Origin of the sequence: Janthinobacterium sp. HH104, from assembly GCF_001758715.1 — a bacterium.
GTDB classification, from domain to species: domain Bacteria; phylum Pseudomonadota; class Gammaproteobacteria; order Burkholderiales; family Burkholderiaceae_D; genus Janthinobacterium; species Janthinobacterium aestuarii.
Genome location: NZ_LRIB01000028.1, coordinates 191,576 through 206,953 on the forward strand (window position 1 = coordinate 191,576; position 15,378 = coordinate 206,953).

The window sequence follows — 15,378 nt, forward strand, 5'->3', positions numbered from 1 at the left end:
GTTTGCAATGAATGAAACGTTGGAGTCCTGGCCATCCTCCTGTGCCTCCACAAAGCGCACACGCTAGGCCTTGCCTAGAGAGCAGTGCTGCATTGGATAAGCGCCTCTCCCACTCTTCTACCGAGCATTGTGAAGGGTTTGTCTCATTCATAGAAAGTTCCAAATTAATTTTTAGACAATGCTAAAGGTATTGCCAAAAAAGGCAGAATTGTTGCTATTAAAGAAATTTTTCTTTTGTCCAGGTGATATCTTGCAATGATGAAACACCGGGCTATTGGTGTAGATTATCCTATTTTGGGATAAAGTGGGCCCAGTGTTCAGATATGTGGATGAAATCTATCCATGATCCTCGCTATTGCACGTTTATAGAGCACCTAGTGGCAGCTAGAGTGAGGCAAAAAATTACTCAAACGCAACTTTCGAAATTTCTTGGGAAACCTCAATCTTACGTTGCGAAAGTTGAGAATCTCGACCGACTGTAGTGGTCAACCCATCCCGGACACTACGTTAAGTTTTTCTTCGGCGACGGCCGGTGCCAATCCGTGATTAAACTGATGTGGCCGTATCCAGTTATACCGGTGCATCAGGTAATGGCTGATGTCCCGTTGTGCTTCCTGTGCCGTCATGTAACCAGTTGACGGCAGCCATTCAGTTTTGAAGCTGCGGAACAGCCGTTCCATCGGAGAGTTATCCCAACAATTTCCCCGACGGCTCATACTCTGTCGTATCCGATAGCGCCACAAGCGCTGACGGAATTTTCGACTGGCGTACTGGCTGCCTTGATCCGAATGAAACAGCAGGCCCTGCGGTCGACCTCGCTGCTCGTAAGCCATTTCCAGCGCTTGCACAACAAGGTCGGCGTCGGGCCGTAGCGAGAATGCCCAGCCCACCGCTCGGCGAGCGCACAAATCCAACACCACTGCCAAGTAATACCATCGGCCTTGCGCCCAGACATAGGTGATGTCCCCGCACCAGGCCTGATTTGGCGCCTCCACTGTGAATTCACGATTGAGGTGGTTCGGAATATCGACCCGCTCCACCGTAGCCTGCTTATAGGCATGGCTGCCAGGCTGTTTGCAGACCAGCCCTAGCTCTTCCATCAAACGACTGACTTTGAAGCGGCCAATTGCCGTGCCTTCTTCGCGCATCATGCCCATGATGCTGCGGCTTCCCGCCGAACTGCGACTCTCGACGAACAGCTCGTGCACGCGGCTACGCAATGCCATGCGCTCAACATCAATGTGCCGGGCGCGCTCCCGATGCGCGTACAGGCATGACCGCGCTACGTCGAACACCGCGCAGATCAACTCGATTGATTCGTTACCACAAATCTGATCGATTACCTCGTACGTTCTATCCCTTCCGACATCAAGAGCGCGGTAGCCTTTTTTAAAATGGACTTCTCCCGCTCGAGACGCTCAATGCGCGCTTCGAGTTCCTGTATTCGCTGCTGATCAGGCGTCATTGCCTTACTCTGTGGCGTGATGCCTTGCCGCTCCAACTGAAGCTGCTGCACCCAGCGGCGCAGCACTGATTCGCCGATGCCGACCGACCGGCTTGCCTCCGTATGGCTATATCCTTGGTCCAGTACCAGGCATGCCGCCTGCTGTTTGAACTCAGGGGAAAACGTACGTCTTTGCTTACTCATCAAACACCTCTCCATGGCGAGCATTCTCGCCTAAATCAGTGTCCGGGTACATTAAACCACTACAACTTCAGGTAAACGAGCAACTTCGCAGGCGATTCACACATCGCCTTTCCCTCTCTGTTCAACAGAGTGAAGAGGCCGGAGACAAGGAGTGCCTCAAACTCTTCACATCGATGGCGGGTTCCCTTCCCATAACGCTCGATCCACGTCCATATGGATGGGGGGAGTTCGCCAAGAGGGTTCACTATGCAACCGACGGTCGTGTCGCCTACATCAAGAAGCTCCTGATTGGGGCATACGGTCATGCCGCCTCGGAATCCCTGAAAAGTATTTCCGTTAGCGAAATGAGCGAAGCGTTTAGCAGTGCAATCTGGCCGGAAGGTGTTGGCGCCTTAAACCCATTTCACCCAACGTTCCCATTTCGTCCATTAGATCGGCAGGGCGAACCATTTCAGATCGGAGATATGAACAGATCCGCGTATGGCCGAGGAAGGAAATGAAACCTCTACCGCTACGACCTTTGCCTGCACCATCAGAAGCGCTTACCGACTATTTTGAACGGCTTGCGTGCGCGAACGGCTACCTGGGACTTGAGCTATGGCACATTCTTGACCAGGGAGACTATTCGCACCCTGACCTGCTGTCGCAGGCTCTCAACGGTCAGCCACTACCGGTATTCTCCGGCCCATCGAGTCCCTACATCAATATTCCGGTCAATGACTTTGGGTTGCATCCATCGGATTTCACTCGCGTGCATCGGCGGTGGTGCCCTTTGTGTATTGAAGATTCCAGATGGATGCGGCCCATCTGGCGTCTGAAGCTGGCGACAATCTGTGCGACGCATCGAGTGCACCTGCTTCAGCAGTGCCCAGCATGTCATGCATACCAGACACAATGTTCGATATTGCGCGGCGCATGCGAGTGCGGAATTCAATTCGCGCGCGTGCTGGTGCGCGCATACCGTCAAGAAGTCAGAATTGCCGAAATACTGGCTAAATCGCTTGAAGTCCCTGCGACGCTGGATTTGGGTGAGACTGCACCATTACTAAACACGCCGCAAATAGTGCGCCTAGTCTGTTACGCGGGAAGGTTGATCGAAGGCCCGACATTGCAACGCCCTGGACAGGTTCGGGGACTCGAAGAATTGCCGGTCGCCTCAACGTTGATTGCCGGGACAGCGACACTTCTAGCAGACTGGCCATCTTCATTCTGGCGATGCCTAGAGCGATTTGTTGAGGCGGCTCCAGCCGATGCCAGCGTGCGCCGGGTATTCAGCCCGCTGTATCAGGTCATCTACCAAGATCTACGAGATTCCGTATTTCAATTCTTGCGCGATGCATTTGAACTGTTCCTTCTTGACCATTGGCGCGGCGAACTCTGCGGGCGCCATCGCCTATTGAATATAGAAACGATTCGAGATCACCGCCACCAAGGTGTCGCCCGCGCAGCGCGAGCGGCCGGCGTTGGCAGTCAAACGCTTCGTCGCCTGATTCACCAAGACAGGTTTCCTGCAAATCAGTTCAGTCCAACGGCGAAGAGGCATCTCGTTACGGTAGACAAAGAAGTTCTTGCACAGCTACTGCCGGTCTCCGCTGATTACCTGGATCTAAGAAGTACTGCCCGCCTCCTCGGACTAAAGCGGAGTCGCTTACGTCAATTGGTTGCAAATGGCTCTCTCATAGCGGATGCAAAGCCAAATTTTGGGCGCAGTAATCGGTGGCATTTCAGACGAAGTGAAATCGTGGCCTTTCTTGACGAAATCCGAAATAAGGCGACCTCCATTCCCTCAACGGAAGACCGAACGAGTCTGGACCACGTGCTTCGATACATGCGTGTCTCTGCCTCTGAACTAGGTAGCCTCATTCGAGCTGGGCGGCGCGGTGATATCGAATATGACCTGGAGCTTGGCGGCAATCTCAGCAAGATAAATTTCCGCGCAGCCGATCTACACGCCTGGCTGACAAGTGTACGGAATGCGACCGTTGAGTGGGTATCAGTGACTAGGGCAGCTGAGATACTTAAACTGAAGGAGCAAGTTGTCTACGAGCTGGTGTCGAGAAACCTTATTGTGGCCGAGATCAACGCTGGCAGTGGGCACGTACGTCGCCGCATAGCGCTAACTAGCCTCCAGCAATTCAAACAAGACTTCATATCCGTTGTGGAGCTAGCCCGGCTACGAAATACATCCTCGAACGCACTACTCAAAGCCATTTCTGTGCGCCCAATTACCGGCCCTTCGATTGATGGTGGTCGCCAGTATTTCTTCCGTAGAACAGACATCGTTGAGAACCCTTGTCGGCTTCAACACTGGCCTGAAGTCGTAGTAGAAAAAGCAGAATTCGGCTAACCGTTCGTCGCAAACCACAGCCATCAGAGAGGAATACTTGATCCCGAGCAAACCATTGGACCAAATACAGAAGGTAGCTTCTGAACTTCCAGCTTCAATAGCGCACGCCAGGGTTCTGCTACTGGCATTGGAGAACGAATCAATCAAATTGAAAGAGGCGGGTCTTATTCATGCAACTGCGTATTGGCGACAAGGCAGGTATTTTTGCCTTGTTTATCCGTCCAAGCCTGGATGGCCTCGCAAGATCCAATACGTGGGGCGTGACCTTAAGAAAATTCGAGCCAGTCAGGCGGCAATGCAACGAGCCGCTGAATACGACGATCTGATGGCGCGCATCGCAAGGCTTGAGCGGATTGCCGGCCAATGCTGCGGTCAGCTTGCAGAGGTAAACCGCATGTTGCTTGACTTCGGTACCTCACGACCTAGTACCTTTCGGCGAGCACATCAAAATCTTTGAGGAAATCCGTTCCCGCGGGCATCCTGTGCAACGCGCGCCGAGCGCCATTGCATTTTGTCACATTGCGAATTTGACTAAGCATCTAAGTACCACTGTTTGCCCATGCGGTTGCTCGTTTGCGAATGGACAGGCCAGCGACGTGCCTGTCGATCATCAGATCCGGCTAGGATTCAACATCTCGTCCCGGGGAGCGAAAAGAGTTTTACGAATTAGTCATAACAACTCAGTTTTTAAGCGCCAAATGGGCCTGGCGGAATCGATCATGCATGACGACCGTGAAATCCTGCAGAAGCTCGCAAGATGAGCTTGTAAAGACCTATCGACGACCTTTCCACCTTGGTCATCCACGCATTAAGTTGTTAGGGTGCTATGCGTGGACCTCAAAAAATTGGCAAGCGAGATCTCACCATTGATGAATTTACACGTCGCGACTTCCACAGTCTCAGATGGTTTCAAGCCTTCCAGTCCAATGGACGCACGGGCGAAGTTCACAGCCTCTTCACGGCGTCGCCTTTCCGCCGGAGAGATGGGGCCACTGGCCCCGCTCTGGAAGCGCTCGCACGACTGGTCCACATAGGCCCGCATAAACTCGCGCAACATATTGGCGGCCGTTTGACCCTCCAGTAAAGCAGCGGCGGAAAAAGCTGCGCGCAATTCGGCATTAACTCGGAGCGTAATCTTCACATCTTTAGCCATGGCGTGCGCCTCTCGCAAAATACAGCAATTTAGAGTGTAAGCACAGCCTCCATTTTAGCGCATGGCATCGCACAATGCGTGCGCCTAAACCACGGGTCGGGCCGGTGCGCAAGGCAGCGACCTTGGGTTTTTTTTCAGTTTTCATGTCGCGGTTCCGAGATTTTTTCACGTTTCGTGTCAAATGCGGTAAGCGACTAACTTTCGCGCACATCCATGCTGCGCAATTTGCTTGTGCGTTCTATGCTGCTACGGTCGAATGTTTCTCTGTTTCGAACGCATTCCTTCTCAGTACGGTACAGAATGACTCGCATCGGCGACGATTACTCACCTTTAAGCCAAACCTACCGCTCCAGGCCGCTCAAAATTTTGCCATAACTGCCATCGCCAAGCCTCCCCTACGAGGTTTCGAAATTTTTCAGTTATCGTGACAAGAATCTACGGATTTTTCACATTCCGTGCCAAATGCGAATTGCGCCCTTGACGAAGAAAATGGAAAATCCTTTATAAATCAAGATGCTGTTTTTCAATTTTAATGGCACACGACAAGACATAACAGCAACGAGATGTTGCCATGGCGGCCCTCTTGCAGGGCCGCTTTCTTTTTCAACATCCAGACCGTGCCCTTCGGGGATGCAGCGATCACGCTCACAGTACCTGTATCCATACCGCCGCATTTCCACGCTCTCCGTCCCCACTACCCCCAAGAAACCAGTACACTAGTTCCTGAGCGCAACTAATTTTGTACGCGCGCCATGCCGCCTGCCGTTGCCGGGAGGCGTCCCTGCCGCAAGGCCTGTTGTCTGCCTGGACGAATGGAATGTTCACTTCGCGCAGTCTGTCTCCTGCCTTCTATTACCTGTTCTTTTCAGGAGAACGGGAGCAGCAGCAGCGCTTTTTCAAGGAACTGCATTTCATTTCGATAGCCATCCTGACGTTTGGCCTGGCTTGCTGGCTGGTCACGTTCAGCCTGACCTTGCCGCGCGCTTCGTTCGATCATGCGCAGGCGGCGCTGGGTGTGACGGGCATGCTGGGCGGGCTGCTGCTGACCGTGTATGCGAAGTCCTTGCAGGCGATTATCGCCAGCGGCACCATCAGTGTGCTGTTCATCGCGTTCGGCTTTCGCGTGCTGATGCTGAGCACGGAAGACCCTGCTTTCTGGGTGTTGCCGCTGGGGGTGATGATCACCCTGACGACGGCGCCCATCTTCAGCGGCATCGCGTATTACCTGGGCGTATCGCTATGCGTGTGGGCCATGTTGGGGCTGGGGCAATTTCCCGTGCATGCGGGCCAGGCCGACCAGCATTGGCCCGTGCTGGCCGTCACCATCAGCGTCATCATCGGCCTGGCGCTGAATATCTATTTTCTCGTCCTGCGCATCCATAACTACCGCGCCCAGCGCGAGCTGGCGACGATGGCTTACAAGGATGGCTTGACCGGGCTCAACAATCGCCGCATGTTCACGCAGGGCGCCCGCACCCTGCAGCGCACGGCGCGCACGCCCGCCTATTTCCTGATGATCGACATCGACGACTTCAAGCAGATCAACGACGTGTACGGCCATGACGTGGGCGATGAAGTACTGAAAAAAATCGCCGATGTGATCGCCAAACTGTCTGGCGAGCACCTGTGCGGACGTCTTGGTGGCGAGGAGTTTGCCGTCATTTACCTGGGCGAAAAAAACGCGGCCTGCGCCTTTGCCGCGCAGCTGGTCGACAGCGTCGAGGCGGCCTTCGTGCCGGAACGCAAGGTGTCCGTCAGCATCGGCGTCGCAGAGCTGCTCAAGGAAGCGGACTTGTCGCACAGCTACCGGCGCGCCGATGAATCCTTGTACCAGGCCAAGAAAAGCGGCAAGAACCGCTACGTGCTGAACGCCGCCTGAACACCGCCGTCCGGAGTCGCGTCGAGCAGCGCCAGCAAGGCTTGCGGAGAAATCTTCCAGGGATCGCGCTGCGCGGGGTCCACCTCGTACCAGCTGTCCCGGGCACCGATCTTGAGGATGGTCAAGGGAATGTCCTTGCTCTCGAAGAATGCCAGCATGGGGCGGATCAAACGGCTCACCTTGGCGTGGTCTTCTCGGTACAACGAACTGGTATAGAAGCAGCCCTTCTCTCCCATGCGCAATTTCCTGGCCGCGCCGACACACGAGATCTGGGCCATGGCAATGGGGGCAGTGATTCAATAGCCAAGCTTGGCAGAAAGAGATTTGTTCCTGAAATGCTAAGATCGCGGCCCGCGCATGCCGGCAACCGGTCCGGCATGGCGTCTCGACAAGGATGGCCATTGAACACCCCAGGAAAAATCACTCTACGCATGCTGTCGCTGTGCGCCGCGCTGTGCCTGCCGCTTTCCACCATGGCAGAAACTATTTCTGCCGAAGATGCCGCCTTCGTGGCCGCCACCGTGCCCGTGCCATCGCCGCCGCTGCGCCTGAGTGCGCATCCGGAGATCCGCGCCGACGTCTTCAAGCTGCTCGGCTATGCGCGCGGCAGCTATACGCAGGGCAACACCCTGATCGCGCGCCAGGTGCTCGACAGCATGTATTCACTCGACGACATCACGCGCACCATGCTGCCCGACGGGCGTTCCGTGCTGGCCTCCATCGATGCCGGCACACACGGTGCACGGCGCGCCGCCATGCTGTTCGATCCGCAACGCAAGCTGTTGGCGCTGGGCCTGGTCAACGGCAATTGCCAGGCCGCCATCGGCGACGCCACCCCCGCCTGCCTGCCATCCACGCACGCCGTGCTGACGGTGTTCCTGCCACCGGGCGCGGAGGATGAGATGGCCGCACCGCTGCTGGTCTGGGCACGGCAGTTGCCGACCATGCTGGCACAGGCTGCGCCGGCACAGCGACAAAGCATTGCTGCCGTGGAATACATCACGACCCGCCCCGGCCAGCCCGGCTGGGAGCCGAGCGACGTGCCGCCCGGCTTTTCCGCCAGCCTGCTGCACCTGCTGCTGCCGAATGCGGAATTGAACAGCAGCTCCAGCGGCGGCAAGATCGTCACACCGGCGGGCCTGGCCGGTTTGCCCATGCGCACGCCGACGGAAGCGGCCGAGGCCGGTGACGAGCCCATGCCCGATGCCGACATCACCTTGCGCAGCTATGCCGATTTCCATTGGGTACTCAACACCTACGCCAAGCTGGCCAAGGGCGCGCAAGTGAAAGGCCATGACGACAAGGTGGTGTTTACGGGCAGCGATGCCAGCGGCCGCTATACGGTGACCTTGCGCGAACCAAACAAGGACGATGGCGTCCTCATCACCGTGGCCAGCTGGCGGGAAAAATAAGGTAGGCGCATAGGGAAAGCATTGCCATTACGCACAAGAGCATGGCATTTTGGCATTTTGCGGTATGATTTCCGGCCGTGCGGCGCGGCCCTGTCCCTGCCTTGCCCACCCTGCCCTTCAAGCCAGTCACGCTTGCGTCGCATCCTGCCCCTAAGGAATTCATATGTTCGGTTTTAACTTGCGCGTTGCCAAGATGGTGTGGACGGCTTTCCTCATCGCCTTCCTGCTGTTTCTCACCTACAAGGTTTCGTCGACCCTGATCGTGGTGGTCTTTGCCATTTTCTTCAGCTACCTCGTGTACCCGCTGATCGGCCTGCTCGAACGCCATGGCCCGAAACGCTTGCCGCGCACGGCCGCCATCGGCATCGTCTTCCTCGTGGTGATCTTGCTGGTGGCGGTGCTGGGCTCCATCTTCGGCGCGCGCATCGAGGAAGAGGCTATCAAGCTCAGCGATCAGCTGCCGACGCTGCTCAAGGGCAACAACTTTGCCGAGCGCATCCCGTTGCCGGAATTCATGGAGCCGTTGCGCGCGCGCCTGCTGTCGTTCATGCAGACGCAGCTGAGCAGCGGTACGGGACAAGCGATGCCGCTGGCGAAAGAGCTGGGCTTGACCGTCATGCATGCGGCCAGCAACCTGATCTATCTGGTACTGGTGCCCGTGCTGAGCTTTTTGCTGATCAAGGAAGGGCCGGACATGCGCGACGGCTTGCTGTCCTTGCTGAACCGTCCGAACAAGAAACTCTGGGGCGCCATCATCGATGACCTCGACATCCTGCTGTCGCGCTATGTGCGCGCCCTGCTGCTGTTGTCGATCGCCACGTTTGTGTCGTACAGCATCGCTTTTTCCCTGATGGGCGTGCCGTACAGCCTGCTGCTGGCCGGCGCGGCCGCCTTGCTGGAATTCATCCCGTTTGCGGGCCCGCTGGCGGCGGCCGTCATCGCCGTGGTCGTGGCCGGTTTCAGCGGCTTCGAGCACGTGTTCTGGCTGATCGGCTTTATCGCCGCCTACCGTTTGTTCCAGGATTACGTGGTCAACCCGTATTTGATGAGCGAAGGCGTGGAAGTGAGTCCGCTGATGGTGATCGTCGGCCTGCTGGCCGGCGACCAGCTCGGTGGCGTAGTCGGCATCTTCCTGTCCGTGCCCGTGATGGCGGCCATCAAGATCGTCTTCGTGCGCGCGCGAGCAGCCTTGCAGGCGCGCCACGATGCACTGGAGAAAGCGGAACAGGCCGCGGAAGAAGCGCGCGCCCAGGCCTTGGCCGAGGCGGCGCGATTACAGGAACAGGGCAGCAAGGCCACCCTGCCGGCGCAGTAACTTAGAACTCTTCCCACTCGCCGCTATTGTCGGCGGCAGGCTTGGCGGAACGCGGTTTTGCGGCAGCGACAGGTGCTGCCGCGGCGCGGGTTGGCGCCAGGCGCAGCGCCGGGCGTTTCAAGGCCGTGCTGGCGGCGGCCACGACAGGCTTGCGCAAGGCAGGCTTGGCGGCAGGACCACTATGGTTGGCATCGAGCTTGAAGATGCTGACCATTTCGGCCAGCGCCGCCGCCTGTTCCTGCATCGATTCCGAAGCGGCCGCCGCTTCTTCCACCAGCGCCGCATTCTGTTGCGTCACGGTATCCATTTCTGCCACGGCCTGGTTGATCTGGCCGATGCCCAGTTCCTGTTCGCGGCCGGCGGCGCTGATTTCGCCCATGATGTCCGTCACGCGACGGATGCTGGCCACGATCTCGTCCATCGTCGTGCCCGTCTGGCTGACCAGTTCGCTACCGGCGCCCACGTTCTGCACCGACGCTTCGATCAGCAGCTTGATATCCTTGGCGGCGCTGGCCGAGCGGTGCGCCAGGTTGCGCACTTCCGTGGCGACGACGGCAAAGCCGCGGCCTTGTTCGCCCGCACGCGCCGCTTCCACAGCCGCATTCAAAGCCAGGATGTTCGTCTGGAAGGCAATGCCGTCGATCACGCCGATGATGTCGGCGATCTTTTTCGACGATTCGCTGATGGTGCCCATGGTATCGACCACTTGCGCCACCAGCGCGCCACCCTTGACGGCCACGTCCGAGGCGGAGACGGCCAGCTGGTTCGCCTGACGCGCATTGTCGGAATTCTGCTTGACGGTCGAGGTCAGTTCTTCCAGCGACGAGGCCGTTTCTTCCAGGCTCGACGCTTGCTGCTCCGTGCGGCTGGACAGATCCAGGTTGCCCGAAGCGATTTCATTGCTGGCCGTGGCGATGGCGCCGCTGCCGTCGCGCACGCCGCGCACGGTGGTCGACAGGCGTTCCTGCATCTTCTGCAAGCCCGTCAGCAAGGCGCCCATTTCGTCGTTGCGCGTGATGACGATGTCATTGGCCAGATTGCCGTCGGAAATGGCGCCGAAATGGCGCAGGGCCTGGTCCAGCGGGCCGAAGATGGCGCGCAGCAGCAAGATGCTGGAAATAATCGTCAGCAAGGCGCCCACCAGCACGCCGCCGATGGCCATGGCCAACTGGGTGCGATAGCTGGACTGGCTTTCCGCATACATGCGGGCGGCCGAAGTGGCCTGGTACTGCGTCAATGTTTCAGCGGCCTGGTCCAGGGTGCGGTACAGCGGCGTCAGTCCCGTCATCATCAAACCGTCCGCTTGTGCGACGTTGCCTTCACGCAAAGCCTTGCTCATGACCAGCAAGCCGTTGCTCATGTAATCGCTGCGCTTCTTGTCCATGTCGTCGGACAGGCGCTTTTCATCCGCGCTTTGCGGCAAGGCCAAATACACCTTCCAGGACTTGTTCGACGCTTCCATGAATTGTTCGGCACGGGCCAGGATATCCTTGGCGTCGGCCGCATCGGGATGCACCATCACGCGGTCCATCGTGAACCGGGCGCGGCCCAGCAGAATCTGCGATTCGCCGATCGCTTGCGTCGATGCCAGCTGATTGCTGTAGACCTCGTTGAGGCTGTTGTTGGCCGATTTCAGGCTGATGATACTCATGACGCCGAGCACGGCGATCAGCAAGCCCAGCACACTCATGGTGGCAATCAGGCGCATTTTTATTGTTATGTTCGACAGCATGCAATTTTCCTTGGTAGGGGCGCAACCATGCCTGCGCCCGCCAAACGGGATAGCAGCAAACGCCTGATGGGCGGGTCACGTGAATTGTTCAGGACAGGTCGATACGGCGTGTGCGGCGGCAGGGGGGAAGGCGGCCCGCGCATATCGTCAGGAGTGCAAGACAGGGCAACGAGGTCGAGGTTTCCTGTACTTTTATTTCCTGACTGCAAGATACAGGGAAAGATTACTAGTAGCAACATCCAGCATGGATTTTCACGCTTTGTAACAAGTAGATGATGTTTTTTGCGCAGAACTGGCATTCCGCAATCGTGCGCGGTCGCGTGGGAATGCCAGTTATGTTAATAGACGGTTTCTGCAATCGAGCATGCTCAGCATTTGCCAGCCACCGTCCGGCGTCGCCTTTACGGCCCCTGTTTCACGTCATCGACATACAGGCCGCCACCGCCAGGTTCCACCCACTGGCCCTGCTTCTTGCCGTTGACATAGTTGCCCTGCCATTGCACCACGCCGTCGATGCGCCGTTCGCTGGGGCCGTTCAAGCGGTCTTTCACAAACGTGTCGTAGCCGGTGAAACTGTGCATGTCCACTTCGCGCCATTCGTCTACGCCCGGGCTCACTTCCCAGCGGCCCGTGCGCTGGCCACGCTGCATCATGCCCGTCGTCGTTTCATCGCCACTTTCATACGTCCACGGCCCTTCGGCCTTGTCATCGACAAAGGCGCCAAACGAGCGAATGGTGTTCGGCTCCTCGTAGTGCCACTGCCCCGTGCGCTTGCCCTGTGCATACTGGCCACGGGCATACACGCTGCCCACGCAGCAATTCACGTTGTACTCGATGAATAGCCCATCCTGGCTGGCGGCAAAGCGCCGCGGCTGCGTTTCCCATGTGATCCACTTGATGTGATAGCTGGGTGTGCGGTTCCCTTTCCAGCCCTTGCCCAGCAGATACGTGACCGTGAGGAAATGGCCATCCTTTTCCACGAAGGTTTTTTTATAGGCAAACGCAGGCGCATCGGCCGGCTTGCCGGGCAATAAATCGCCATCGATATTGAAATAGCCGACCAGCTTGCCATGGCCATGCTCGATGGTGTCGAACTCGGCCACGCCCGTGGGTGCGTAGGCTATGCTGTCGTCGATCTGCGGCACATGGGCCAGCGCCGTGCGCACCTGCGCCTCGTCCATGGTTTTCGCGCCGCGCTCGACGGTGCTGGCGGTGGCCATCGGTTTACCCTCGTAGAACCGCGCCGCCTGCGCTGGCGCCAAACCTCCCAGCGCCAGCAGCGCCACCATCGTGCTCATCCAAAATGTTTGCCGCATGCCCACTCCACTGCCTGAAAACCGCCATTATGCATGGCCGTTCAGGCAAGACCGGATACGCGAGGACGCCGGCCGAACAGGGGCCGCTGTACCGTCTGCGCCAGCAGCACGCCCAGCAGCGAGATGCCGCCGCCGACCAGGTGATACACATGCATGCTTTCGTGCAGCCAGACGATGGCCAGCAAGGCCGTCAGCAGGGGCAGCAGGTTGACGTAGATGCTGCAGCGGTTCGGCCCCAGCAGTTTGACGCCTTCGATCCACAGGTAGGACAGCACGATGGACGAACCGATGCCCGCATAGCCGATCAAGGGCAAGGTGGTGGCGTCCAGCCTGGCGCTGCCGGGTGGCAAGAGCAGGAAGAACGGCAGCATGCACGCCAGGGCCGCCAGCGCCTGGCAGTAAATGGCTTGCCAGGCGGGAACGGACAACCGCCAGCGGCGCAGCAGCACGCCGTACAGGGCGAAGCTCAGGGAGGCGAGCAGCATCAGCGCATCGCCCGCATGCACGCCTTGCTGCAGCAAGGCCAGCAAGTCGCCGCGCCCCACCAGATACAGCAAGCCGCCAAACGACAGCACGCCGCCGGCCGCCATGCCGACCGTCAGGCGCTCGCCCAGCAGCAGCACGCTGAGCAGGGCCGTCATCAGAGGCGCGAGCGCCGTAACGATGGCCATATTCGTCGCCGTGGTGCTTTCCGCGGCGCGGTAGGACAGACTCTGGAACAGGGCCATCGACATCAGGCCGCACAGGGCCAGCTGCCACCAGTGGCGGCGGATGGCGGCGCGGTTGCGCCACAGGGGGCCGGCGATAAACGGCGTCATCACCAGCAAGACCAGCACCAGGCGATAAAAGGTGATGGCCGTGGGGGCGATGCTGGACGCGGCCAGCTTGGACACGATGACGTTGCCGGCCCACAGCAACATGGCCAGAAATGGATACAGATAGGCGCGCACAGGCATGCGAGGCTCCATAAATAATTGCGGGTATTCATCATGCCGCAGGCACGCCGCGCCTTCTCGCGCTAAGATGTCCGAACCTATCGCAAAACTGACCTTATTTGATGGATTGTTCCTCTCCCGCCTTTCAGGAATTGCTGCCCGTCACGGCGCGCGCCATGGCGCTGGCCGTCGACTATGCGCACGGCCACGTGATTTCCGCGCACCGTCACACGCATGCGCAATTGCTGTATGCCATCGAAGGCGTGATGACCATCGAGGCGCAGGGCGGGCGCTGGGTGGTGCCGCCCACGCGCGGCGTGTGGCTGCAGCCCGGCATCGCGCACAAGGTGCGCATGAGCGGCGCCGTCAAGATGCGCACGGTGTTCGTGAACTGCGCCAATTCGCCATTGCTGCCTGGTCACAGCTGCGTGCTCGACATCAGTCCTTTGCTGCGGCAATTGATCGTGGCGGCCGTCGACATCGCGCCCGATTTCACGGAAGGCAGCCGCGACTGGCATCTGCTGCAATTGCTGTTGCACGAGCTCGACAGCCTGCCCGTGCTGCCCCTGTATCTGCCGCTGCCCATGGACGCGCGCCTGCGCGGCATTTGCGCGCGGCTGATGGAACAGCCGGGCGAACAGCAGACGGTGGCGCACTGGGCGCAGGAACTGGCGATCACCGAGCGCAGCTTGCACAGGCTGTTCCAGAAACAGACGGGCATGCGCTTTGGCCAGTGGCGCCAGCAGGCGCGATTGCTGCGGGCGCTCGAGCAATTGGCGCAAGGCGTCAAGGTCATCGACGTCGCTATGGACAACGGCTACACGAGTCAAAGCGCGTTCACGGCCATGTTTAAAAAACATTTCGGCACCACGCCGACCGCGTTTTACCAGGCTAAAGTCATTGCTGCGTAAAAAAAATGCTGCTATGCATCAATAATCATGGGCGATTGGGAGCAGGCTTGTTATCATCGCAAGCCTTATCGCACCGCGCCCATCCTGGCGACGGTGTTGACCTCATCTCCACACCACCATGACACAGAATTTCTTCCAGACATTTATCCTGCTCTTGCTCGTCACCGACCCGTTCGGCAACGTTTCCCTGTTCGTCAATGCCCTGAAACGGGTGCCCGTCGAGCGGCGCTGGAAAGTCGTGGTGCGCGAGTGCATGATCGCCTTTGGCATCTTGCTGCTGTTTATGTTCTTCGGCCGCCATTTCCTGAACGCCTTGCAATTGTCGGAAGTGGCCTTGCGCATCGGCGGCGGCGTGATTTTGTTCCTGATCGCCATGCGCATGGTGTTTCCGCAGCCAAACGCGGGCAATAGCGACCACGAGATGGGCGGCGAACCGTTCATCGTGCCGCTGGCCATCCCCGCGCTGGCCGGCCCGTCGGCCCTGGCCACCGTACTGCTGTTTTCCTCGCATGAAATGAATGAAGTGATCGCCCACGTGGCGGGGCTGACGGCCGTGGCCGTCGTCTGGCTGGCCGTCTTCCTGTGCGCCGAACGCTTGCAGCGGGCGCTCGGTCCAAGGGTCATGACGGCATTCGAGCGTCTGATGGGCTTGATCCTGACGGCCATGGCCATTGAGATGCTGCTCGCCGGCATACGCGCGTTCCTGAAATCCGTTTAACATCAGCATTCA

Annotated in this window: 14 protein-coding genes; 7 read left to right on the forward strand and 7 right to left on the reverse strand. The window is 58.4% G+C overall.

The features are described from left to right. Positions 1-329 precede the first annotated feature (329 nt). On the forward strand, positions 330-482 hold the full coding sequence (locus JAB6_RS29945; protein WP_139143362.1) for a helix-turn-helix transcriptional regulator: 153 nt from the start codon (positions 330-332) through the stop codon (positions 480-482). 3 nt (positions 483-485) lie between these two features. On the opposite strand, the gene JAB6_RS11645 is transcribed toward JAB6_RS29945, so the two are convergent. Further along, positions 486-1,648 (reverse strand): IS3 family transposase gene (locus JAB6_RS11645; protein ID WP_139143366.1). Its coding sequence is split into 2 segments (ribosomal slippage): positions 486-1,393 and positions 1,393-1,648, totalling 1,164 coding nucleotides; the frame shifts between segments, so codons are not numbered across the junction. Between the two features lie 496 nt (positions 1,649-2,144). On the opposite strand from JAB6_RS11645, the gene JAB6_RS28430 reads away from it, so the two are divergent. Next, complete coding sequence (locus JAB6_RS28430; RefSeq protein WP_083292678.1) at positions 2,145-3,995, forward strand: TniQ family protein; 1,851 nt, start codon at positions 2,145-2,147, stop codon at positions 3,993-3,995. 808 nt (positions 3,996-4,803) lie between these two features. Here the strand turns inward: JAB6_RS28430 and JAB6_RS11660 are convergent. Further along, the gene (locus tag JAB6_RS11660) at positions 4,804-5,148 is read right to left on the reverse strand and encodes an antitoxin VbhA family protein (protein ID WP_254671593.1); all 345 of its coding nucleotides are present in this window, start codon (positions 5,146-5,148) and stop codon (positions 4,804-4,806) included. Positions 5,149-5,677: 529 nt separating this feature from the next. After that, positions 5,678-5,812: a hypothetical protein gene (locus JAB6_RS29875; RefSeq protein ID WP_302622665.1), complete on the reverse strand. Its 135-nt coding sequence runs from the start codon at positions 5,810-5,812 to the stop codon at positions 5,678-5,680. Between the two features lie 153 nt (positions 5,813-5,965). On the opposite strand from JAB6_RS29875, the gene JAB6_RS11665 reads away from it, so the two are divergent. Beyond that, positions 5,966-7,027 carry a GGDEF domain-containing protein gene (locus JAB6_RS11665; protein ID WP_070302912.1) on the forward strand — a complete coding sequence of 354 codons (1,062 nt, stop codon included), beginning with the start codon at positions 5,966-5,968 and terminating at the stop codon, positions 7,025-7,027. Here the strand turns inward: JAB6_RS11665 and JAB6_RS11670 are convergent. After that, a complete protein-coding gene (locus JAB6_RS11670) occupies positions 7,006-7,305 on the reverse strand; it encodes a hypothetical protein (RefSeq protein WP_070302914.1) in 300 nt (99 codons plus the stop codon). The genes JAB6_RS11665 and JAB6_RS11670 overlap by 22 nt on opposite strands. Before the next feature lie 123 nt (positions 7,306-7,428). Here JAB6_RS11670 and JAB6_RS11675 point away from each other — a divergent pair, with 123 nt between their 5' ends. Both JAB6_RS11675 and JAB6_RS11680 read left to right on the forward strand, forming a co-directional pair. Beyond that, the gene (locus JAB6_RS11675) at positions 7,429-8,439 is read left to right on the forward strand and encodes a hypothetical protein (RefSeq protein WP_139143363.1); all 1,011 of its coding nucleotides are present in this window, start codon (positions 7,429-7,431) and stop codon (positions 8,437-8,439) included. Positions 8,440-8,602: 163 nt separating this feature from the next. Next, positions 8,603-9,754: an AI-2E family transporter gene (locus JAB6_RS11680; RefSeq protein WP_070302918.1), complete on the forward strand. Its 1,152-nt coding sequence runs from the start codon at positions 8,603-8,605 to the stop codon at positions 9,752-9,754. 1 nt (position 9,755) lies between these two features. On the opposite strand, the gene JAB6_RS11685 is transcribed toward JAB6_RS11680, so the two are convergent. The 3 genes from JAB6_RS11685 to JAB6_RS11695 all read right to left on the reverse strand — a co-directional run bounded on the left by JAB6_RS11685 (position 9,756) and on the right by JAB6_RS11695 (position 13,758). After that, positions 9,756-11,486, reverse strand: a complete 1,731-nt coding sequence (locus tag JAB6_RS11685) for a methyl-accepting chemotaxis protein (protein ID WP_083292679.1) — start codon at positions 11,484-11,486, stop codon at positions 9,756-9,758. Positions 11,487-11,887: 401 nt separating this feature from the next. Continuing rightward, positions 11,888-12,802 carry a toxin-antitoxin system YwqK family antitoxin gene (locus tag JAB6_RS11690; RefSeq protein WP_139143364.1) on the reverse strand — a complete coding sequence of 305 codons (915 nt, stop codon included), beginning with the start codon at positions 12,800-12,802 and terminating at the stop codon, positions 11,888-11,890. Between the two features lie 41 nt (positions 12,803-12,843). Continuing rightward, positions 12,844-13,758, reverse strand: a complete 915-nt coding sequence (locus JAB6_RS11695) for a DMT family transporter (protein ID WP_070302924.1) — start codon at positions 13,756-13,758, stop codon at positions 12,844-12,846. A gap of 101 nt (positions 13,759-13,859) precedes the next feature. Here JAB6_RS11695 and JAB6_RS11700 point away from each other — a divergent pair, with 101 nt between their 5' ends. Together JAB6_RS11700 and JAB6_RS11705 are read left to right on the forward strand one after the other, a co-directional pair. After that, entirely contained in the window at positions 13,860-14,648 is a 789-nt protein-coding gene (locus tag JAB6_RS11700; protein WP_083292680.1) for a helix-turn-helix transcriptional regulator, read from the forward strand. A gap of 118 nt (positions 14,649-14,766) precedes the next feature. Further along, positions 14,767-15,366, forward strand: a complete 600-nt coding sequence (locus JAB6_RS11705) for a MarC family protein (protein WP_070302926.1) — start codon at positions 14,767-14,769, stop codon at positions 15,364-15,366. The last annotated feature ends 12 nt before the right edge of the window (positions 15,367-15,378 follow it).